Raw genomic sequence first — 20432 nt, 5'->3', positions numbered from 1 at the left:
AATCAGGCCGACGCCTTCACCCTTTTCTTCTTGGCCGGAGCATCAACGGACCCGCCCAGAGCAGCCACGCGCGCTTTGCGGCGGTCCTCGTGCCGATCCAGCACTTCCTTGAGGTATTTACCGGTCCAGCTGGCCTTGTTGTCCGCGACCTGTTCGGGCGTGCCGACCGCGACGATCTCGCCGCCGCCGTCGCCGCCCTCGGGACCGAAGTCGAGCAGATAGTCGGCGACCTTGATGACATCGAGGTTGTGTTCGATCACCACAATGGTGTTTCCGGCCTCGACCAGTTCCTGCAGCACTTCCAGCAGCTTGCGCGTATCCTCGAAGTGCAGGCCCGTGGTCGGCTCGTCGAGAATGTAGAGGGTGCGGCCGGTGGCGCGCTTGGACAGCTCCTTGGACAGCTTGACCCGCTGGGCCTCGCCGCCCGACAGGGTGGTCGCCGGCTGGCCGACCTTGACATAGCCCAGGCCTACCCGTTCCAGCGTCAGCATCTTGTCGCGGATGGGCGGCACGGCCTTGAAGAAGCTGGCGGCCTCCTCGACCGTCATGTCCAGCACGTCCGAAATGGACTTGCCCTTGAACACGATTTCCAGCGTCTCGCGGTTGTAGCGTTTGCCCTTGCAGACGTCGCAGGTGACATAGACGTCCGGCAGGAAGTGCATCTCGATCTTGATGACGCCGTCGCCCTGGCAGGCCTCGCAGCGCCCGCCCTTGACGTTGAAGCTGAACCGGCCGGGGCCGTAGCCGCGCGCCTTGGATTCCGGCAGGCCGGCGTACCAGTCGCGGATAGGCCCGAAGGCGCCGGTGTAGGTCGCGGGGTTCGAGCGCGGGGTGCGGCCGATGGGCGACTGGTCGATGTCGATGACCTTGTCGAAATGCTCCAGGCCTTCGATCCGGTCGAACGGGGCAGGGGCCTCCGATGCATTGTTCAGACGACGCGCGGCGGCCTTGTACAGGGTCTCGATGGTGAAGGTGGACTTGCCGCCGCCGGAGACGCCGGTGATGCAGGTAAAGACGCCGACCGGGATTTCGCCGGTGACGCTCTTCAGATTGTTGCCGCTGGCGCCGCTGATCTTCAACATTCGTTTGCGGTTGATGGGGCGGCGACCCTCGGCGGGGATTTCGATCTCGCGCTCGCCAGTCAGGTATTTGCCGGTCAGGGACTTGGGATTGGCCATGACCTGGGCCGGCGTGCCCTCGGCGCACACCTGTCCCCCATGAACCCCGGCGGCCGGGCCCATGTCTATGACGTAGTCCGCGGTCAGGATGGCCTCTTCGTCATGCTCGACCACGATGACCGAGTTGCCGAGATCGCGCAGGCCCTTCAGGCTTTCCAGCAGGCGCGTGTTGTCGCGCTGGTGCAGGCCGATGGACGGCTCGTCCAGCACATAGAGGACGCCGGTCAGGCCCGAGCCGATCTGCGACGCCAGGCGAATGCGCTGGCTCTCGCCGCCCGACAGGGTGCCTGAGGATCGCGACAGGTTCAGATAGTCCAGGCCGACGTTGTTAAGGAACCGCAGACGGTCGCAGATTTCCTTCAAGATGCGCCGGGCGATCTCCATCTGCTTTTCGGTCAGGTTCTCTTCCAGCGTCGAGAACCACAGATAGGCCTTGGAGATCGACAAGGTCGAGATGTCGGCGATGTCCTCGCCGCCGACCTTGACCGCCAGGGCCTCGGGCTTCAGCCGCTTGCCGTGACACGCGTCGCAGGGCGTCTCGGACTGATAGCGAGCCAGTTCCTCGCGCACCCAGGCGCTGTCGGTCTCGCGCCAGCGGCGCTCCAGGTTCGGCAGCACGCCCTCGAACGGCTTGAAGACCTCGTATTTGCGGGCGTTATCGTCATAGACGAACTGGATCTTCTCGGACCCCGTGCCGTGCAGGATGGCCTTGTGCGCCTGGGCGGGCAGGTCGCGCCACGGCTTGTCCATCGAGAAGCCGTAGTGGAGGCTCAGAGACTGCAGGGTCTGGGTGTAGAGCGGCGACGGCCCACGCGCCCATGGCGCCACGGCGCCCTTGTGAAGGGTCTTGTCGCGGTCCGGGATCACCAGATCGGCGTCGAACGCCAGCTTGACCCCCAGACCGTCGCAGACCGGGCAGGCGCCAAAGGGATTGTTGAACGAGAACAGGCGCGGTTCGATCTCGCTGATCGTGAACCCCGACACCGGGCAGGCGAAGCGTTCGGAAAATAGGATGGAGCGCGGCGCCGTCTCACCTTCCGCGGTCAAGGCCCATTCGGCGTTGGCGATGCCATCGGCCAGACTTAGCGCCGTCTGCAAGCTGTCGGCGTAGCGCGCTTCCTGATCCGGTTTGGTGACGATCCGGTCCACGACAATGTCGATGTCGTGCTTGAACTTCTTGTCCAGGGTGGGCGCTTCGTCGATCGGATAGAACTGGCCGTCGATCTTCAGCCGCTGGAAGCCCTGCCGCTGCCACTCGGCGATTTCCTTCTTGTACTCGCCCTTGCGGCCGCGAACGACGGGGGCGAGCAGCAGGATACGCTCGCCATCGGGCAGGGCGACCAGCTTGTCGACCATCTGGCTAACGGTCTGGCTTTCGATGGGCAGGCCGGTCGCCGGCGAATAGGGCACCCCGACCCGCGCCCACAACAGACGCATATAGTCGTGGATTTCCGTCACCGTGCCGACGGTCGAGCGCGGGTTCTTGGAGGTTGTCTTCTGTTCGATGGAGATAGCCGGCGACAGGCCCTCGATCAGGTCCACGTCCGGCTTGCCCATCAGCTCCAGAAACTGGCGGGCGTAGGCCGACAGGCTCTCGACATAGCGGCGCTGGCCCTCGGCGTAGATGGTGTCGAACGCCAGCGAGGATTTGCCCGACCCCGACAGGCCGGTCATCACCACCAGCTGTTCACGCGGAATATCGAGATCCACGCCCTTGAGGTTATGCTCGCGGGCGCCGCGAACGCGGATGAAGTTGTGCTTTTCGGTCATGCTGTCCGGAGAACGCGGAGGAGGGCCGGCGGGTCCGGCGCGTCATCGCTATATGGGGACGAAAATAGGCGATCAGCAAGAACGTTATGGGAACATTTTTGTCTGTGTCTTTGGGTTGTGCGCCCGCTGATCGAAGCTAGACTGGCGTCTCCGAAGTGGGGGTTGGATTTGAAACAGTTTGCGGGCCTTTTGGCGGCAGCAGCCTTAGCCAGTTGCAACTTCAATGCGACGCTTCCTAAATCCGATCCTGCTTTGAATGCTGAAGCCAAGGCGACCTTTGCAGACCTCGTAGCGGGCCGAGAATCCGCCATTTTGGCGCGCTTGTCGTCCGCAAATAAGCCTGCAGACGTGAAGGCGCAAATCCCCATGCTCCGCAACATGATCGGTCACGACACGGCTCCCGAACCGACGGTGACCGGCTACCAAAGCATGACAAGTACGAGCGGCCGCTTCTATGTCGTGGGTCAAGATTATACCTATCCCGACCGAGTGGCTCACGTTCAGACAAACTTCGTCAAAGAGGGTGACGCATGGAAAGTTGCGGGATTCAATGTGAACGTGACGATGACTGGAGCCCCAGCTAAAGCGCCTGCCGCCTAAATTTTATTCCGGCATCCACGCCTGCGTGTGCCGCACGAAACGCTCGCCCTTGGCCAGAAGCACGCCGCTGGCGTTGGCGACGCCCAGTTCCAGGCTTTCGGCGATGCGGCGGGCGCGTTCAATGAAGTGGTAGGCGGCGATGGGCGGACACAGGGTGCGCGCGGTTTCGACGAACAGCTCCAGCCAGCGATCGAAATGCCGCGCATCGATGGGAAGAGGCAGATGTTTCGGCATCGGCCTGCCTTGATAGACACCGGTCGACAGGGCGACCGACGACTAGAAAAGCTTCATCTGCGCCAGGTGTGGCGCCCAGTCGGTGATACGGTCCGCGAAGATCGGGCCGATCAGGGCGTCGTCGCGGACGCGGGCGTAGAAGCCTTCGACCAGGGCGTCGATCATGGCCTCGTCGATACCTGTCTCGTCACGCAGGCGCTGGACGGCGGCTTCGCGCCGCGCGGCGGCGCCGGCGGGGTCGTCGATGCGAAAACGGGTTTGCATGACGGCTGGTCTAGCGGCCGCCGTCCTATTGGTCGAGAAAGTCGCCGGCGTTGAACGACAGGATGCAGATAGCGTCTCCGCCCGTCGCATCGGTCGAGCAGGAATCGACGCCGAACAGGTCGGCCTCGACCTTTGCGGTCGAGCGGAAGGTGCGGCCGTCACGCTGGAATGTCGATCCGATCTTCTCGCTCCAGGGAATCAAGGCTGTGGCGAAGGCGGCGGCCGGCGCACCCGTGCAAGTAAACAGGATATATTCTGCGCCGTCCCCGTTGTCCGCGCGGCGATAGGCGTCGGCTGCGGCGGCCTGCTCCAGGCAGGCGGCATAGAGCCGCGCGTTGGGCGTCGGCGCCTGGGTCGGCACGGCGCTGTAGTTTGGGGGTGATGGCGGCGCATTCGGCGCGGTGGCGCAGGCGGCGCAAGCGAGGGCGGAGACGAGGACGAGCGTGATGACTGGCTTCATGGGGGTCTCCTCAAGGCCAAGCTTCTCACGCGGCCGTGTTCGACGCCAGACTTGCGCATTGCGGGATTACGACCCATCCTCCCTGTTCTGACGCGTTTTGCAGAAGGTTTGACGATCATGATCATCGCATTGGCCACCGGTTCCGCCCTGTCCGCCATGCTGCTCGTGATCCTCAATGCCAATCAGCCCAAGCCGAAACGCGTCCCCGTCCGCACTCGCGACACTCGACAAGGTCGCCGCTAGGACGCCGGACGGCACCACCCTTTTCGACAATCTGAGCCTGACGTTCGGGCCTGAGCGCACCGGCGTCGTCGGTCGCAATGGCGCGGGCAAGAGCACGCTGTTGCGTCTGATTTCGGGCGAAGCCGCGCCGGCTGAGGGGGCTGTCGCGCGAGCTGGAACGATCGGCGTGCTGGATCAGCGTTATGAGCCGGCGCCAGACGAAACCGTCGCGCGAACCCTCGGTGTAGAATCTGCGCTGGCTGTTGTGGCGCGGGTTTTGGCGGGGCAGGGAACGGCCGAGGATTTGGCCGAGGCGGACTGGACGCTGGAGACGCGTCTTGACGAGGCCTTGCGAGAGATCGGGCTGCCAGACCTGGACCTCGAACGCCTGACGTGCAGTCTCAGCGGGGGCGAGCAGACGCGGTTGCGGCTGGCGGGTTTGAGGCTGGCCCAGCCCGATCTGATCCTGCTGGACGAGCCGACCAATCATCTGGATGCACAGGCGCGGGCGCTGGTCGCCGATGTCATCGCGCGTTGGGACGGCGGGGTCGTGGTGGTCAGCCATGATCGCAACCTGTTGCGCCGCATGGACCGAATCCTTGAGGTGTCGAGCTTGGGCGTCGCCAGCTATGGCGGCGGCTATGACGCCTATGTCGAGCGAAAAGCGCTGGAACGCGAGGCGGCGACGCGGGATCTGGCCGAAGCCCAACGCGAACTCACGCGTGTCGGCGCGGAGGCTCAACAACGCGCGGAGGCTCAGTCGCGCCGCGACGCCGCCGGCCGTCGCAAGGCCGCCAAGGGCGATATGCCGAAAATCCTGCTGGGCGCCCGGGCCGAGCGCGCCGAAAATACGGGCGGACGCAGCCGGTTGCTGGCCGAACGACAGGCCGAGGCCGCGCAGGACGCCTTGGCCTCAGCCCAGGCGCGCGTAGAGCGAACGCGGACGCTGGCGATCCCGATGCCGACGACCGGCCTGCCGACGGGACGGACGGTGCTGACGATGGACCAGGCCGGCTGGGCGACACCCGAGGGGCGGACGATCGTCTGGCCGATCGACCTGAAGCTGATCGGGCCGGAACGGGTCGCGATCGGGGGACCGAACGGCGCGGGCAAGACGACCCTGCTGCGGCTGATCACCGGCGATCTTTCACCGACGACGGGCGCCGTCGATCGGCCTGTGCGTGCGGTGTTGCTGGACCAGGAGGTCAAGATCCTGCATCCGGCCGAAACCTTGGTGGAAGCGTGGCGGCGATTGAACCCGCAAGGGTCGGTCAATGACGCCCAGGCGGCGCTGGCGCGGTTCCTGTTTCGCAATACGGCGGCGCAGCGCCGGGTCGGCGAGCTGTCTGGCGGGGAGCGGCTGAGGGCGGGTCTGGCCTGCGTCATGACAGGCGCGACGCCGCCGCAGTTGCTGGTGTTGGACGAGCCGACCAACCATCTCGACCTGGACGCCATCGCGGCGGTCGAAGAGGCGCTGAACGCCTATGACGGCGCGTTGATCGTGGTGAGCCACGACGTGGATTTCCTTGAGGCGCTGAAGATCACGCGCACGATCAAACTCTGAAGTCGGTCAGCCCCAGGCCTCGACGGCGCCCTTGCGACGGACCATCGACGGGCTGGACAGTTGGGTTCGCGGCTCGGCTTCGGCGCGACCGAACAGCCAGCCTTGGCCGTATTCAACACCCGCCGCCTTGAGCTCGGCGGCGACGCCGTCGGTCTCGATCATCTCGGCGATGGTTTCCAGCCTCATCGAGCGGCACATTTCGACGATGCTGTGCAGCATGGCCTTGGAGCGTTGGTCGGTCTGGATATCGCGAACGATGGCCCCGTCGATCTTGACCGAGTCCACAGACAGTTTGCGCAGATAGTCGAAAGCGGCGGCCCCTGCGCCGAAATCGTCGATGCAGACCTTTATGCCGGCCTCGCGCAGTGCGGCCAGGCGACGGTCGGCGGCCTCAATGTCCGCGACGGCGGAAGTTTCCGTCACCTCGACCATCAGGCGGCGGCGTTCCTCGGGCGCGCCGGCGGTCATGCGCAGCAACTGCTCGACATAGGTGTCGTCGCCCAGCGAGGCGCCCGAAACATTGATCGCCATCTTCAGAAGGCCAGCGCCGGGCTGGCGCATCCGCTTCAGCACCTTCTCCGCCACGGCGAGGTCGAACGACTCGATCATGTCCAACTCCTCGGCCATGCGAATGGCCTCGGCGGGTCCATTGTTGCCGTTGAAGCGGGTCAGGGCCTCGAAGTGGTGGACCGCGCGGGAGTCCAGATGGACGATGGGCTGATAATGGACCTGGAACTCGCGCGACTTGACCAGGCTGCGGAACGTTTCAGCGTCGCGGAAGGTGCGCTTTAGCGAGTCCGCGAAGGCGATCTGCGGATTGGCGAGGCCGTCGCCCTTCAGGCAGCCTTCGATGGCGAACCGCATGGCGCGCAGCACGCACAGGGAATCCGATCCGGGCGGGACGGGCGAGCTGAACGCCTCGGCACCCAGCGACAGGCCTTCGGCCCGACCGGCCTCCACGATTTCGGCGGCGATGTCACGACGGTCGTTGGCGGGGCGGAGAAGCGCATAGCGGACGCCGGTGACCTGCGACGCACTCGATCCCTCGACGGCGGCGGACTGAAGCGTAGCCTCTATGCGACGGTTCAGACGGTCGGCGGCTTCGCCGGTGACATTCTCCAACCCGGTAATGTCGAGGAAGGCCAGGGCCAGGTCGGGATTAGACTCCAACACGCGCCCTGCGTCGGCCAGGAAATCTTCCGGCTCAAGAAGCGGGCGGGTTTCCAGATCCTCCAGCGCAAAGGCCGGGCCTTCGTAGGATATGGCGCAGGAGACGGCGGGCGCCATCTGCGGCAGGACGAAGGCGCGGAACGATGCACGACGCACACGGTCAGGCCCGGCCGCCACCAGGATCGATGTCGCGGGAATACGCACGCCAGCCTTCATGCCTTGCAGGGCGGTCAGGGTGGATGCGCCGTCGTGCAGCAGCTCGAGCAGGGGACGGCCCGTCCAGGTCGCGCCTGCGTCTTCGCCGGCCACGGCGCCCGCGCCGATCGCAAAGGCGACGACGCCTTTCGGATCCACCTCCACCAGGGTGTCGGCGGAAGCGAAGGCCAGGCCTAGGAGGCGAGTGGTCAGCGTCATGAGGCCATGCTGGCACACAGTCGCTTAAAAAATAGGCAATGACCCTTAGGACGCGAACCGTGATCGGCGAACGGCGAAGGGGCGTCCCGTTCAGGCCATTCGGTTAAGGGCGACAGCGCGTCCGTCGCCTAGCGAGGCGCGGCCGTCGGCGGCATAGGCGGAGGCGGGTGTGCGAGCAGCGGTGACCTCCGCCGCGATGGCGCGGACCAGGCCCTCGGAAATTTGACGCGCGGCGTCGACGGCGCGGCTGTGACGAGTCAGGACGGCGTCGAACTCACGCGTGGCGTCGACCAGTGTCCTGCGGTCTTCGAGTGGAGCGCCGCTCAGCAGCGTCGGATTGGCCTTCACATGGGCGGAATCGCGACGGTAGAGATTGGCCATCTCCTGGGTTTCCGACAGACCGGCCGCCACATCCTGAGGACGGCCATCGGTGAAAGCGGCTGTTTCGGCCTTCAGTCGCTCGGTGAGACGCAAGGTCAAGGTCGTCAACTGACGAACCCGCGCCTGGGCCAGTTCGGTGTCGCTCATTGCCGGCCCTCCTGCATCTTCAGCATTTCGGCCATGACGGTGTTGCTCAGGCCGATGCCGCCGGCCTTGACCGTGCTCTTGGCCATTTCGTCCAGCATGAAGCTGCGCCATGTCGCCTCGCCCTGACCGCCGCCGAACAGGCCGTCGGTCGACAGGCCTTCGAACATCGGCTTCAGCATCTGGGAAATGAAGGTGGCCTCGAAGGCCTTGGCGGTTTCCGCGATCTTGTCACGGTTCACGGCGGTGGGTGCGGCCGCGGCGGGGCGCAGCAGATCGGCGGAGACGGTCAGGTCGGTCATGCTCACATCACCTCGATGTCGGCCTGCAGGGCGCCGGCGGCCTTGATGGCCTGCAGGATGCTGATCATGTCACGCGGGCTGACGCCCAAGGCGTTCAGGCCGTTGACCAGGGTGGACAGGTTGGCCCCGCCGCCGATCAGCCGCATCTGGGTGCCCAGATCTTCCTCGACGTTCACCTGGGTCGACGGCACGACGGCGGTCTGGCCCCGGCTGAAGGGCGCCGGCTGACTGACCTGCGGCTGTTCGTCCACCGATATGGTCAGGTTGCCCTGGGCGATGGCGACGCGAGAGATGCGCACGGCGTCGCCCATGACGATGACGCCGTTTACCTCGTCGATGATGACCTTGGCGGGGGTGTCGACGCTGACGGCCAGGTTTTCGATCCGGCTGATGAAGCCCGCCATGCCCAGTTCACCAGGCGCGCGCAGGGCGACGACCGTGCCGTTCTCGGCCAAAGCCGACCCCGGATAGGCGGCGTTGACGACGGCGGCGACGCGCTGGGCGGTGGTGAAGTCGGGGTTGCGCAGGTTCAGGCGCACCTCGTTCATATTGGCCATCTGGAAGCCGGTCTCGCGCTCGACCAGGGCGCCCGAGGCGATGCGGCCGGCGGTCGGCACGCCGCGCGTCACCGACGACCCCGACCCGCCCGACGCCGAGACGGCCCCGGTCTGGACCGAGCCTTGCGCCACCGCATAGACCTGACCGTCCGCGCCTTGCAGGCTGGTGACGACCAGCGAACCGCCCAGCAAGCTTTTGGCGTCGCACATGGAGGCGACCGATACGTCGATGCGCGAGCCTGGCGTGGCGAAGGCGGGCAGGTCGGCCGTGACCATGACGGCGGCCATATTCTTGGTGTTGGCGTTGGCCCCGCGAATGTTGACGCCCAGCCGCTCGGTCATGCCTTCCAGCGATTGGCGGGTGAAGGGGCAATTTCGTAAGGAATCGCCCGTGCCGTTCAGCCCCATGACCATGCCGTAGCCGACCAACTGGTTGCCGCGCACGCCCTCGACGGCGGCGATGTCCTTGATGCGCGACTGCGACTGGGCCAACGCCGAGGTCGCGCCGCCGGCGACGACGAGCGTCGCGGCGACGGAGGCGATCAGGCGGGCAAGCAGATTTTGCATCGGTCAGGCGTCCACGCAACGTTACGCCGTCATCCGAGCGAGGATCGTGCCGAAGAATTAACGACGTGAATTCAATGTCGGTCGGCTTCTGACGGACAGAGAAGCGGCAGGATTTGCCGGGGCGTTAACCAAACAGTCATCGCCGGCCGTCATCCATGGTTTCATGACGCGGAGCACCTGCACATGAAGGTTGTCGGCCCCAACGGCGTCAGCACGCCTGCCAGCACACGTCCGACGCGATCCGCCAGCGGCTTCTCGCTAGAGCAGACTGCGGTTTCGTCCGCGCCCGCTGCAACGACTGCCAGCGCGGCGACAGGCGGGGTCTCTGACGTCTCGGCCCTGATGGCTCTTCAAGGGGTCGAGGGGCCGCTGGAAAAGCGCCGTCGCGCGATCCGGCGCGGCAGCGGTCTTCTGGATCGCCTTGATGAAATCAAGCTGGCCCTGCTGAACGGCGACGCCGACGAGGGGGCTCTGGATCGTCTGGCGCGGAGCCTGCGCGAGGAGCGCGCCGCCGACGACGACAAGGACCTGGGCGCCTTGCTGGATCAGATCGACCTGCGCGCCTCAGTCGAACTGGCGAAGGCGGAAATGCGCCGCAACCGCCCCTGATACGAAATAATCGTCTGACATCAGGCGGCTAAGCTTTGGCAGTGAGTGACTTTTGCCACTGTCAGGCGGTTAGTCGCCCTATTTTCATCACGGAATCGAGAACCGCGTTGCCGCGACTCGACGGGCTGATTATACGGCCATCTACGCCACAGGGGGGCGTGTTAGAGAGCGTGAGATCGATGAGCGCCTTGGCGTCCGTTGTGTCCGACGAAACCGGCCCGTATCGGCCGTCTGACAGCGAGCCGTTCATGAACGAACGGCAGCAAGCCTATTTCAAGAAGAAGCTGCTGGCCTGGAAGGATGAGATCCTTCGCGAGTCCAAGGGCACGGTCGTCAATCTGAAGGCCGAGACCGAAAACCACCCCGATCTGGTGGACCGGGCGTCTTCGGAATCCGATCGCGCGCTGGAGTTGCGCACCCGCGACCGCCAACGCAAGTTGATCTCCAAGATCGACGACGCGCTGCGCCGGATCGAGGACGGCTCCTACGGCTACTGCGAGGACACGGGCGAACCCATCAGCCTGGGTCGTCTGGAAGCCCGTCCGACGGCGACCCTGTCGGTCGAAGCCCAGGAACGCCACGAACGCCGCGAACGCGTTCACCGCGACGACTGAGGTTTAAGCCTTCCGCGCCTTGACTTCGCCGGGTTGCGGGGCGACCTAGCCGCCTCGCTTTCGAGGTCGTCTACCCATGTCCGTCAAGGTTCGTTTCGCCCCGTCGCCCACGGGTAAGCTGCACGTCGGCAATGTCCGTACCGCTTTGGTGAATTGGATGTTCGCCAAGGGGCAGGGCGGATCGTTCGTTCTGCGCATCGACGACACCGACCTGGCGCGCTCCACGCCCGAGTTCGAACAGGGGATCGAAGACGACCTGACCTGGCTGGGGATGCCGTGGGACGAGCGCTACAATCAGTCCAAGCGGTTCGATCGCTACGAAGAAGCGGCCGCCAGTTTGAAGGCGTCGGGGCGGCTTTATCCCGCCTATGAAACCGCCGACGAGCTCGACCGTCGGCGCAAGGTGCAACTGTCGCGCGGCCTGCCGCCGATCTATGACCGCGCGGCGCTGGAACTGACCGAAGAGCAGAAGGCCGCTTACGAAGCCGAAGGGCGCCGCCCCCATTGGCGCTTCAAGCTAGACGGCAAGCGCGTCGCCTGGGAAGACCTGGCGCGCGGTCATGCGGAGGTGGACACCGCCTCGATGTCGGACCCGGTGCTGATCCGCGAGGACGGCCTGTTCCTCTACACCCTGCCGTCGGTGATCGACGACATCGACATGGGCATCACCCACATCATCCGGGGCGAGGATCACGTCACCAACACTGGCGCGCAGATCGAAATCTTCGAAGCTCTGGGCGCGACGGTTCCGGGGTTCGCCCACATGCCGTTGCTGGTCGGCGCCGACGGCGCGGCCCTGTCCAAGCGTCTGGGATCGCTGTCGATCAGCGACATGCGCGACCAAGGCTATGAGCCGATCGCAATCACCAGCCACCTCGGCCGGATCGGGACGTCTGATCCGCTGGAAGTCGGCGCCTCGGTCGAGGCTCTGGGTCAGAGCTTCGCCTTCTCCAAGATGGGCCGTTCGCCGGCGCGTTACGATACGGCGGATCTGGACCGGCTGAACGCCCAGGCGCTGCACGTCATGGATTATGCGACGGCGCAGCCGCGTCTTCAGGCTCTCGGCGCCGATCTGGGCGAAGCCTTCTGGAATACGGTGCGGGGCAATCTGACGAAGTTCGCCGACGTCGCGGACATGGCGCAGATCGTCCGTGGTCCGATCCAACCGGTGATCGAAGATGCGACCTTCATTGAAACAGCGCTGCGTCTGCTGCCGGAAGTGATCGACGAGAACGCCTGGTCGGCGTGGACCTCGGCCGTCAAGGCCGAGACGGGCGCCAAGGGCAAGGCGCTGTTCATGCCGCTGCGTCTGGCGCTGACGGGGCAGCAGCACGGGCCGGACATGGCGGCCATGGCGCCGCTGATCGGTCGCGAAACCATCCAGCGGCGTCTGAGAGGTGAGGCGGCCTAAACCGCCTCACGCATTTTAGGCGTTGCAGACAGCCAGTTCGTCGGCGCTCAGGGCGACGCCCTTGTACGAGAAGGCGGTCACGGGACCGAACTTCTGAACCACGCGACGGCAGGCGCGCGTCGCGGGCTGTTCCGTGCCGCCTGCCGCGGTGCAGGTCGCGCCTTCGCAGGACCAACGAGCGCCGTCGATGATGGTGGCGCGTGCGGGCGCCTTGGCGGCGTCGGCCAGCGTCAGGCTGGTGGCGGCGGGGGCTTGGGCGACCGCAGGGGCGGCGGCGAAAAGGGCGGCGGCGATCAGCAAAGCGCGCATCGAAAACTCTCCGAAATGAAGAACGGCGTCGTGCCGCTCCGCTCCCATGTCAGTTTTCCATAAAAACTGTCAAGACGCGCGCAGCGGATTATGAGCAATGATCACTTATCGATGATCATGTTTCAATTGCGGCGCATCGCCGCCGGCCTGAACCTGCGCCATCGCCTCTTCGACGGTTTCGGCGACGGTCCAGGCGTCCAAGAACGACGGCGGCGTCATTCCTTCTGCGACGCTGTGCTTCATCAAGTCGAAGAAGCCGTTCCAGAAGCCGTTCAGGTTCAGGAAGACGACCGGCTTGTGGTGCAGGTCCAGCCGCTTCCAGGACAGCAACTCCACGACCTCTTCCAGGGTGCCGATGCCGCCGGGCGCGACCACGAAGGCGTCGGATTGGTCGTACATCAGTTGTTTGCGTTCGTGCATCGAAGTGACGACGACGGTCTCGACCTCGTCGAACAGGCGTTCGCGGCTGCGCAGGAAGGCCGGCATGATGCCGACGACCCGGCCGCCCGCCTCATGCGCGCCGCGCGCCGAGGCCCCCATCAGGCCCACGCCGCCGCCGCCATAGACCAGCCGCCAGCCGGCCTTGGCCGCGACCTTGCCGAAGGCGTAGGCCGCCTCGGTATAGGTGGGATCGGCGGTCTCGGAGGCGCCGCAGAACAGGCAGACGGAAGAGCCGTCGAACGGCAGGAACGAAACGGGGGGCAGGGACATGGAGCCTCGAAGAAAACGAATAGGCGGCCTGGCCATGGCCAAACCGACGGCGCTCAAGCTAACACAGGCTCGAGCCGCTGGGTCGCCAGTCCTATATCGTAGAGGCGCAGGATGAAACGTCGGATGATGGTCGCGTGTGTCGCGGTCCTGGCTGCCGCAGCCTGTTCCGATCGGCAGGGCGGCGTGGCGGGGCCGACGGGGGCCGACGAGGCCTCGCCCTGGGTTCGCCCGCCCCAGATTGATGGCGTGATGCGCGACGGCGGCGTTCTGGTGCTGCGCGGCGGGGCGGGGCCCAATGCGCGCGTCGTGCTGCGTGCGCCGGATACTGCGGCCGTGGCGACGACGGCGGACGGCGCGGGGCGGTTCGAACTGCGGCTGCCGCCGCTAAGCGGCGATGTGCGCTTCACGCCCGAGGTGCAGGTGGGCGAGGACGCCGCCGTCTCGCCCGAGACCCTGGTGGTGATCCAGGGTGGGGCCGGTCCCGTCGCCCTGATTGCCGCTGGCCAGCCGACTGTTCGCCTCGGTGGCGGCGAAGGGCTGGATGCGGTGGATTCGGACGGTGCGACCCTGATGGCTTCCGGCCGAACAAATGGGGCGGCGCCGTCGATCAACATCAACGGCGCAGATATGTCGCCGGCGGCGATCGGGCGCGGCCGTTGGCGGGCGGTCATCGGACAGTCGGGTGCGGCGACGATCACGGTGAATGGAAGGCGCTTTGACTATCCGGGCCCGGGCGCGGCTGGGAGCTTCGTCGTCGAGCGGGCGGGGGCAGGCTGGCGGATCACTTGGCCTGTAGAGCCAGCCGGGCGTCAGACGACGTGGCTGCCGGACTGAGGGCGCTTAACGATCTGGAAACCATTTCGGTTAAGGAATGGGGCCGTCCTCAGGGACACCATCACCGAACCTGCTTGCAGCCCGGCGCCCCCGCCGGGCTTCTTTTTTGCCGGCCGATCAGCCCTTTCTCGGCGTGTCTTCGGCGCCCTCGGTGCGATCGCGGAACAGGGCGGCGCGGGCGAGCAGGATCAGGGTGACCGGCGTCGTGACCGTCAGGAAAAGGCCGATCAGGATTTCGCGGGGCATGAAACGCCGCTCGACGGTCGTGAACCAGACGGTCGACGCCAGCAGGATCAGCGCCATGCCTAGCGTGGCCCCGAGCGTCGGAGCGTGGACGCGCTCATAGAAGGTCTTCAGCCGAACCAGCCCAACCGCGCCCAGTAACGAAAGGCCCGAGCCGATGACGGCCAGGGCGACGACGATGATGGCGGCCCATGCGGGAACGTCAGCTTGGGTCATTCAATCACCTCGCCGCGCATCAGGAACTTGGCCAGGGCCACGGTGGCGGCGAAGCCCAACATGCCGATCACCAGCGCGGCCTCGAAATAAAGCTGGCTGTTGGTGCGGATGCCGAACACCACCACCAGCAGCATGCCGTTTAGATAAAGCGTGTCCATGCCCAAGACGCGATCCTGGGCGCGCGGACCGTGAATGATCCGCCATGCCGTTAGGCCCATGGCGCAGATCAGCATCAGTTGGGCCAGACCCAGACCCCAGGTCAGCACCGCTGCCGTCATTCGAAAATCTCCATCAGCCGGCGCTCGTAGCGATCCTTGATCAGCCGCACCCAGGTCTCTTCATCCACGAGATCCAGCACGTGCAGCAGCAGACGGCCGGTGGCGGACTCATACTCGACCCACAAAGTGCCAGGCGTCGAGGTGATGATGATGGCCAGGACCGCCAGGCCATATCGGTCGCGCAGGTCCAACGGGATGTGGATGAAGCCGGATGTGCGCTCATGCCGTCGCCGGCCCAGAATGATGTGCGACACCGCCCAGTTGGAGCGCACGATGTCGCCGACGACGTCGATGGCGAGGCGCACTATGGCCATCGGCGACTTCACCCGCACGCGATCAACGCCCAGCGCCAGCATGATGATCGGCGCCAGCAGGGCCAGCAGCACCGCGAGCGCCAGGGACGGCGGCGCGACCGAGGCGCTGAGCAGGATCGAGGCGACGAACAGGCCTAGAGATAGGACGGGGTAGGGGAGGATGCGTCTCATCGCCCGCTCCCGCCCAGCACCGCGTGGATATAGCCTTGCGGGTCAGCCAGCCAGGCCGCCGTGTGGTCGGTGTAGATCAACGCGGATCCAGCGAAGATGGCCAGAAACACGCAGGCGCCGAGCAGGGCTGCGACCGCCGTCAACTCAGCCGCCCCCACCACGAAAGCCGGCGCATCTTCGTCGCGCGTCCAAATCGCGCCGACGCCAAGGCGGGTCAGGCCGATCAAAGCACCGAGGCTGGACACGGAAAGCACAGTGACCAGCGTCCAAGCCGCCGCATCGCCAACGCCGACGAGGGCGCTGATCATCGACAGTTTTCCGACGAAGCCGGCCAAGGGCGGCAGGCCGGCGACCATCAGGGTGCAGATCAGAAAGGCCCCGCCCAGGGCCGCGACGGCCGCCGGAATGACCAGGCCCGGCTCGTTGCGCTCTTCGTCGTCGAACGGATCACGATATTCGTCATCGAAAACAGCGCGCGCCTCGCCGACGTCAGGCTCACGCCCGCGCTGAAGGATTTCGGCCAGCAGAAACAGGGCTGCGCAGGCCAAGGTGGAGCCAATCAGGTAGAAGAGTGCGCCGCTGAGCGCCGCCGCGTCGCCGACGCCCAGGATCGCCAAGACAGTGCCAGACGAGATCATCACACCGAACCCGGCGGCGCGCGACAGATCGCGAGAGGCGATCAGGCCGAACGTGCCGAACCCTATGGTCGCCAGTCCGCCGACGAACAGCCAGGTCAGGCCAAATCCGGCGGAGGCGCCCGCGTCGGCGCCGAACAGCAGCAGACTGAGGCGGATGACCACATAGACCCCGGCCTTGGAGAGGATGGCAAAGACTGCCGCCGCCGGCGCGCTGGCTGCCGAATAGGTCGGGGTCAGCCAGAAGCCCAAGGGCCACATGGCGCATTTGATCAGGAAGGCCGTGCCTAGCATCGCCGCTCCGATATGGAATAGCCCCAGGTCATCCGTTGCGACGGTCGCGACCCGCGTTGCAACATCAGCCATGTTCAGCGTGCCGGTCACGCCGTAGATCAGGCTGACGCCGATCAGAAACAGCAGGGATGCGGTCAGATTGACGGCGATATAGATCACGCCCGCCCGCACCCGCGCCTCGCCCGACCCATGCAGGGCCAGTCCGTATGACGCGGCCAGCATGATTTCGAAAAAGACGAACAGGTTGAACAGGTCGCCGGTCAGCAGGGCACCGTTCACCCCCATAATCATAAGCAGGAACAGGGCGTGGAAGCGCGGTCCCGCTCGGTCCCATCGCGCCAGGGCGAAGATCAGCGCGCATCCGCCAAGAACGCTGGTCAGTGCGACCATCATCGTCGACAGCCGGTCGGCCACCAGGACGATGCCATAAGGCGCCGCCCAGGATCCCAGGCGGTAAACACGCGCAGTATCGCCGCCGCCCACGGCGCCGTTTGCGCTCTCGTGCAGCAGAACCAGAGCCGTGACCAGAATGGCGGCCATAGCGCTCAAGCTGAGCACCGCCTTCAGCGTTCGGCGACGCTCGTCCAGCAGCAGCATGGCGGCGGCGATGATCATCGGCAGGACGATGGGGCCGATGATCAGATGGGCGTCCCAGTCGATCATGCGTCCGGCTCCTTGCCATCGACATGATCGCTGCCGGTGATGCCGCGCGCGGCCAGAATGACGACCAGGAACAGCGCCGTCAGGGCGAAGCTGATGACGATCGCGGTCAGGACCAGCGCCTGCGGCGTCGGGTCGGTGTAGCGCGCGGGGTCGGAGACCTCGCCCGCCAGCACCGGCGGCGCGCCCGACCTCAGCCGTCCCATGGCGAAGATGAAGATATTGACCGCATAGGACAGCAGCGACAGCCCCATGATCACCTGAAAGGTGCGCGGGCGCAGCAGCAGCCAGACACCCGAGGCCGACAGCACGCCGATGGCGAGGGCGAGAACCAGCTCCATCATGACGGCTCTCCTTCTTCGGCGTCTCTTTGCTTGGGCTTGCGCAGCGACTGGTGCGCCAGGGCGACGAGGGTCAGGACCGTGGCGCCCACGACCAGAACGACCACGCCCAAGTCGAACAGCACGGCGCTGGCCAAGGGCACGCGGCCCAGGATCGGCAGGTCGGCATACTGGAACCAAGAGGTCAGGAAGGGATAGCCGAACAGCCACGATCCAATCCCGCTGAGGGCGGCGATCACCAGGCCGGCGCCGATCCAGAAGATGGGCCGGATCGCCAGCCGCTCTTCGACCCAGCGGGCGCCCGAGGCCATATACTGCAGGATGAAGGCGATCGACAGGCCGACGCCCGCCGCGAATCCCCCGCCCGGCAGGTCATGCCCGCGCAGGAACAGGTGAACGGCGAGCAGGATGATGAAGGGGAAGATCCAGCGCATCACCACGCGGGGGATCAGCATGGTCTCCTTCAGCGTGTCGCCCTCCGATCGCGTCTCGTGATCGCGGTCTGAGGCATCCTGCACGCTCTGCTGGCTGGGATTGGACAGGGTGTCGTCGGCGGGACGGAAGCGGCGCAGCAGGGCGAAGATCGTCAGACCGACAATGCCCAAAACCGTGATCTCTCCAAAGGTGTCGAAGGCGCGGAAGTCGACCAGGATGACGTTGACGATGTTGCGACCGCCCGCGTCCTTGTAAGCGTATTCGACAAAGAAGCGCGAAATCCCCTCGATCGATGGTCGCGTCATGACGGCGTAGGAAATGGCCGCCAAGGACGCGCCGACGGCGGCGGCGATGATTAGATCGATACGGCGCCGGCGGCGAGATCGCTTTTCCATGGCCTGTGGCAGGCGAATGGTCTCCAGCCGTTTCGGCAGCCAACGTAGGCCCAGCAGCAGCAGGACGGTGGTCACGACCTCGACCAGCAGTTGGGTTACTGCCAGATCCGGCGCCGACAGCCAGACGAAGGACAGGCAGCTGGCCAGACCTGCGCCGCCCATCAGAACCACGGCGGCCAGCCGGTGGTATTTGGCCTGCCATGCAGTCGCGACTGCACAGCTGGCGCCGACCAGCCACAGACCGGCGAAGGCCCAGTTTGACAGGGTCAATGTCGGCATGATCGGGCGGATCACCAATCCGGCGCCGATCGCCGCCAGCCCGCCCGCCAGCAGGGCGACCAAGACGATGGCCCTCAGTTGTGCCTGTTGTCGTGTCGCCCCCAACAGGCGAACCATCGCCTCCGACCCCTTGAACAGGCCGGTCATGGTTTGCTCGAACAACCAGCCGCCGTTCAGACGCTTCCAGCCCCACGGTCCGCCGCGCGGATTGGCGTTGATGCGTTTGCCGAAGACGACATACAGCCCCACGCCGCCCGCGAGCGCGATAAGGCTCAGCACCAGCGGCAGGTTGAATCCGTGCCACAGGGCCAGGCTGTAATAGGGCAGGTCAAAGCCCAGCACCGAAACGGCGGCGCTCTTCAGGAACGGTCCCACTGTCACAGCCGGGAAGATGCCGACGACCAGACACAGGGCGACCAGCACCTCGACGGGGCGACGCATCCAGGCGGGCGGCTCGTGCGGGATGCGATCCAGCTCGGTCGGAGGCGGGCCGAAGAAGGTCGCGTGGATAAACCGGAGTGAATACAGAACACTGAAGGCGCTGGCCAAGGTGGCCATGGCGGGCAGCAGCATGTTCAGGCCGTGCGTATGGGCGCTGGCCACCGCCTCGGCCAGGAACATTTCCTTGGACAGGAAGCCGTTCAACAGGGGCACGCCCGCCATCGCGGCTGCGGCCACCATAGCCAGGGTCGCCGTGAAGGGCATGAAGCGGAAAAGACCGCTGAGCTTGCGCATATCCCGCGTGCCGGCCTCGTGGTCGATGATGCCGGCGGCCATGAAGAGCGACGCCTTGAAGGTGGCGTGGTTCACCGTGTGGAAGATGGCCGCGATACAGGCCAACGGACTGCCTAATCCCAGCAGCAGCACGATCAGGCCCAGATGGCTGATCGTCGAATAGGCCAGCAGGCCTTTGAGATCATGCTGGAAGATGGCGCACCAGGCGCCGAGCAGCAGCGTCGCCAGACCCATGCCGCCGACGATCAGATACCAGCTCTCAGACCCCGCCAGGACGGGCCAGAAGCGGATCAGCAGGAAGATTCCCGCCTTCACCATGGTCGCGGAGTGCAGATAGGCGCTGACCGGCGTCGGCGCGGCCATGGCGCGGGGCAGCCAGAAGTGGAACGGAAACTGCGCGCTCTTGGTCATCGCGCCGAGCAGCAGCAGAATCAGCGCGGGCAGATACAGCGGGCTGGTCTGGATCGCCTCGCGCGACGCCAAGACGACATCGAGGTCGTAGCTGCCGACGATCCGCCCGATCAGGATCATCCCGACCAGCAGGGCGATGCCGCCCGCGGCCGTCACCGTCAGCGCCATGCGCGACCCCTCGCGCGCGGCGGGGTTCTGGTGCCAATAGCCGATCAACAGGAAGGAAAAGAGGCTGGTAAGCTCCCAGAATACGACCAGCTGGATCAGATTGCCCGACAGCACCACGCCCTGCATCGCGCCCATGAAGGCCAGCAGGAAGGAGAAGAACCGCGGGACCGGATCCTTCGGCGACATGTAGTAGCGGGCATACAGCACCACCAAGGCGCCGATCCCCAGGATCAAGGCGCTGAACAGCCACGACAGTCCGTCCAGTCGCAGCACCAGATTGACGCCCAACGACGGCAGCCACGGGATCTCGTAGCGCAGCGTCTCCCCGTCCTGGAACATTGGCCATAGCGCGGCCAGACACCCCAGGCTGACCAAGGCCACGACCCAAGACAGGATGGCGGCGGAGGTGCGTGCGTGACGCGGCAAGCCGGACGCGACGATGGCGCCAAGGAACGGCAGGACCAGGATGACGACGAGAAGGAAGCTGATGGACATCGAGGCGGGGCGTCTCTCCTGGATCGTGAGGGATAGCTTTGCCAACG

Annotated in this window: 22 protein-coding genes; 6 read left to right on the top strand and 16 right to left on the bottom strand. The window is 65.6% G+C overall.

Annotated elements, in window-relative coordinates:
- Positions 1-2 precede the first annotated feature (2 nt).
- Entirely contained in the window at positions 3-2948 is a 2946-nt protein-coding gene (gene uvrA / locus ABIC32_RS00450) for an excinuclease ABC subunit UvrA (protein WP_354071585.1), read from the bottom strand.
- Positions 2949-3110: 162 nt separating this feature from the next.
- Here uvrA and ABIC32_RS00445 point away from each other — a divergent pair, with 162 nt between their 5' ends.
- Positions 3111-3548 (top strand): hypothetical protein, encoded by a 438-nt coding sequence (locus ABIC32_RS00445; protein WP_307511863.1) that lies wholly within the window; start codon positions 3111-3113, stop codon positions 3546-3548.
- Between the two features lie 3 nt (positions 3549-3551).
- Here ABIC32_RS00445 and ABIC32_RS00440 read toward each other — a convergent pair whose 3' ends face one another.
- The 3 genes from ABIC32_RS00440 to ABIC32_RS00430 are packed head-to-tail and all read right to left on the bottom strand — an operon-like array spanning position 3552 to position 4506.
- On the bottom strand, positions 3552-3782 hold the full coding sequence (locus tag ABIC32_RS00440; RefSeq protein ID WP_354071582.1) for a globin family protein: 231 nt from the start codon (positions 3780-3782) through the stop codon (positions 3552-3554).
- 42 nt (positions 3783-3824) lie between these two features.
- Positions 3825-4046, bottom strand: coding sequence for a globin family protein (locus tag ABIC32_RS00435; protein ID WP_354071580.1), 222 nt, complete (start codon positions 4044-4046; stop codon positions 3825-3827).
- 25 nt (positions 4047-4071) lie between these two features.
- The gene (locus ABIC32_RS00430; protein ID WP_354071578.1) at positions 4072-4506 is read right to left on the bottom strand and encodes a hypothetical protein; all 435 of its coding nucleotides are present in this window, start codon (positions 4504-4506) and stop codon (positions 4072-4074) included.
- Positions 4507-4681: 175 nt separating this feature from the next.
- On the opposite strand from ABIC32_RS00430, the gene ABIC32_RS00425 reads away from it, so the two are divergent.
- A complete protein-coding gene (locus ABIC32_RS00425; protein WP_354071576.1) occupies positions 4682-6292 on the top strand; it encodes an ABC-F family ATP-binding cassette domain-containing protein in 1611 nt (536 codons plus the stop codon).
- 6 nt (positions 6293-6298) lie between these two features.
- Here the strand turns inward: ABIC32_RS00425 and ABIC32_RS00420 are convergent, their stop codons facing one another.
- From ABIC32_RS00420 to ABIC32_RS00405, 4 genes are all read right to left on the bottom strand, one after another.
- Positions 6299-7876 carry an EAL domain-containing protein gene (locus ABIC32_RS00420; RefSeq protein ID WP_354071574.1) on the bottom strand — a complete coding sequence of 526 codons (1578 nt, stop codon included), beginning with the start codon at positions 7874-7876 and terminating at the stop codon, positions 6299-6301.
- A 90-nt stretch (positions 7877-7966) separates the two neighbouring features.
- Positions 7967-8404 carry a flagellar basal-body protein FlbY gene (locus ABIC32_RS00415; protein WP_354071572.1) on the bottom strand — a complete coding sequence of 146 codons (438 nt, stop codon included), beginning with the start codon at positions 8402-8404 and terminating at the stop codon, positions 7967-7969.
- Positions 8401-8703, bottom strand: a complete 303-nt coding sequence (locus ABIC32_RS00410; RefSeq protein WP_066623075.1) for a rod-binding protein — start codon at positions 8701-8703, stop codon at positions 8401-8403. Before ABIC32_RS00410 ends, ABIC32_RS00415 begins: the two co-directional genes overlap by 4 nt.
- 2 nt (positions 8704-8705) lie before the next feature.
- Positions 8706-9827, bottom strand: coding sequence for a flagellar basal body P-ring protein FlgI (locus tag ABIC32_RS00405; protein ID WP_354071569.1), 1122 nt, complete (start codon positions 9825-9827; stop codon positions 8706-8708).
- 183 nt (positions 9828-10010) lie between these two features.
- Here ABIC32_RS00405 and ABIC32_RS00400 point away from each other — a divergent pair, with 183 nt between their 5' ends.
- From ABIC32_RS00400 to gltX, 3 genes are all read left to right on the top strand, one after another.
- A complete protein-coding gene (locus tag ABIC32_RS00400; RefSeq protein ID WP_354071567.1) occupies positions 10011-10436 on the top strand; it encodes a flagellar assembly protein FliX in 426 nt (141 codons plus the stop codon).
- Between the two features lie 179 nt (positions 10437-10615).
- On the top strand, positions 10616-11050 hold the full coding sequence (gene dksA / locus ABIC32_RS00395) for an RNA polymerase-binding protein DksA (RefSeq protein WP_017504616.1): 435 nt from the start codon (positions 10616-10618) through the stop codon (positions 11048-11050).
- 76 nt (positions 11051-11126) lie between these two features.
- Positions 11127-12461, top strand: a complete 1335-nt coding sequence (gene gltX / locus ABIC32_RS00390; RefSeq protein WP_354071565.1) for a glutamate--tRNA ligase — start codon at positions 11127-11129, stop codon at positions 12459-12461.
- 15 nt (positions 12462-12476) lie between these two features.
- On the opposite strand, the gene ABIC32_RS00385 is transcribed toward gltX, so the two are convergent.
- Positions 12477-12770, bottom strand: a complete 294-nt coding sequence (locus ABIC32_RS00385) for a DUF8200 family protein (RefSeq protein WP_017504618.1) — start codon at positions 12768-12770, stop codon at positions 12477-12479.
- Between the two features lie 105 nt (positions 12771-12875).
- Positions 12876-13481: an LOG family protein gene (locus ABIC32_RS00380; protein WP_091747786.1), complete on the bottom strand. Its 606-nt coding sequence runs from the start codon at positions 13479-13481 to the stop codon at positions 12876-12878.
- Positions 13482-13592: 111 nt separating this feature from the next.
- Between ABIC32_RS00380 and ABIC32_RS00375 the strand changes: the two genes are divergently transcribed.
- Positions 13593-14315: a hypothetical protein gene (locus tag ABIC32_RS00375; RefSeq protein WP_354071562.1), complete on the top strand. Its 723-nt coding sequence runs from the start codon at positions 13593-13595 to the stop codon at positions 14313-14315.
- Positions 14316-14432: 117 nt separating this feature from the next.
- Here ABIC32_RS00375 and mnhG read toward each other — a convergent pair whose 3' ends face one another.
- The 6 genes from mnhG to ABIC32_RS00345 are packed head-to-tail and all read right to left on the bottom strand — an operon-like array spanning position 14433 to position 20385.
- Positions 14433-14774: a monovalent cation/H(+) antiporter subunit G gene (mnhG, locus tag ABIC32_RS00370; protein ID WP_354071560.1), complete on the bottom strand. Its 342-nt coding sequence runs from the start codon at positions 14772-14774 to the stop codon at positions 14433-14435.
- On the bottom strand, positions 14771-15052 hold the full coding sequence (locus tag ABIC32_RS00365; protein ID WP_354071558.1) for a K+/H+ antiporter subunit F: 282 nt from the start codon (positions 15050-15052) through the stop codon (positions 14771-14773). Before ABIC32_RS00365 ends, mnhG begins: the two co-directional genes overlap by 4 nt.
- Positions 15049-15537, bottom strand: a complete 489-nt coding sequence (locus ABIC32_RS00360) for a Na+/H+ antiporter subunit E (RefSeq protein ID WP_199059761.1) — start codon at positions 15535-15537, stop codon at positions 15049-15051. Before ABIC32_RS00360 ends, ABIC32_RS00365 begins: the two co-directional genes overlap by 4 nt.
- On the bottom strand, positions 15534-17129 hold the full coding sequence (locus tag ABIC32_RS00355) for a monovalent cation/H+ antiporter subunit D (protein ID WP_354071556.1): 1596 nt from the start codon (positions 17127-17129) through the stop codon (positions 15534-15536). The genes ABIC32_RS00360 and ABIC32_RS00355 overlap by 4 nt, the downstream gene beginning before the upstream one ends.
- Positions 17126-17470 carry a Na+/H+ antiporter subunit C gene (locus ABIC32_RS00350; protein WP_210416180.1) on the bottom strand — a complete coding sequence of 115 codons (345 nt, stop codon included), beginning with the start codon at positions 17468-17470 and terminating at the stop codon, positions 17126-17128. Before ABIC32_RS00350 ends, ABIC32_RS00355 begins: the two co-directional genes overlap by 4 nt.
- Complete coding sequence (locus ABIC32_RS00345) at positions 17467-20385, bottom strand: monovalent cation/H+ antiporter subunit A (protein WP_354071554.1); 2919 nt, start codon at positions 20383-20385, stop codon at positions 17467-17469. Before ABIC32_RS00345 ends, ABIC32_RS00350 begins: the two co-directional genes overlap by 4 nt.
- Positions 20386-20432: the final 47 nt, after the last annotated feature.

The organism is Brevundimonas sp. 1080 (genome assembly GCF_040545985.1).
Classification (GTDB): domain Bacteria; phylum Pseudomonadota; class Alphaproteobacteria; order Caulobacterales; family Caulobacteraceae; genus Brevundimonas.
Note: the sequence above shows the minus strand (reverse complement) of the source record. Positions and strands in the feature narration are given on the sequence as shown.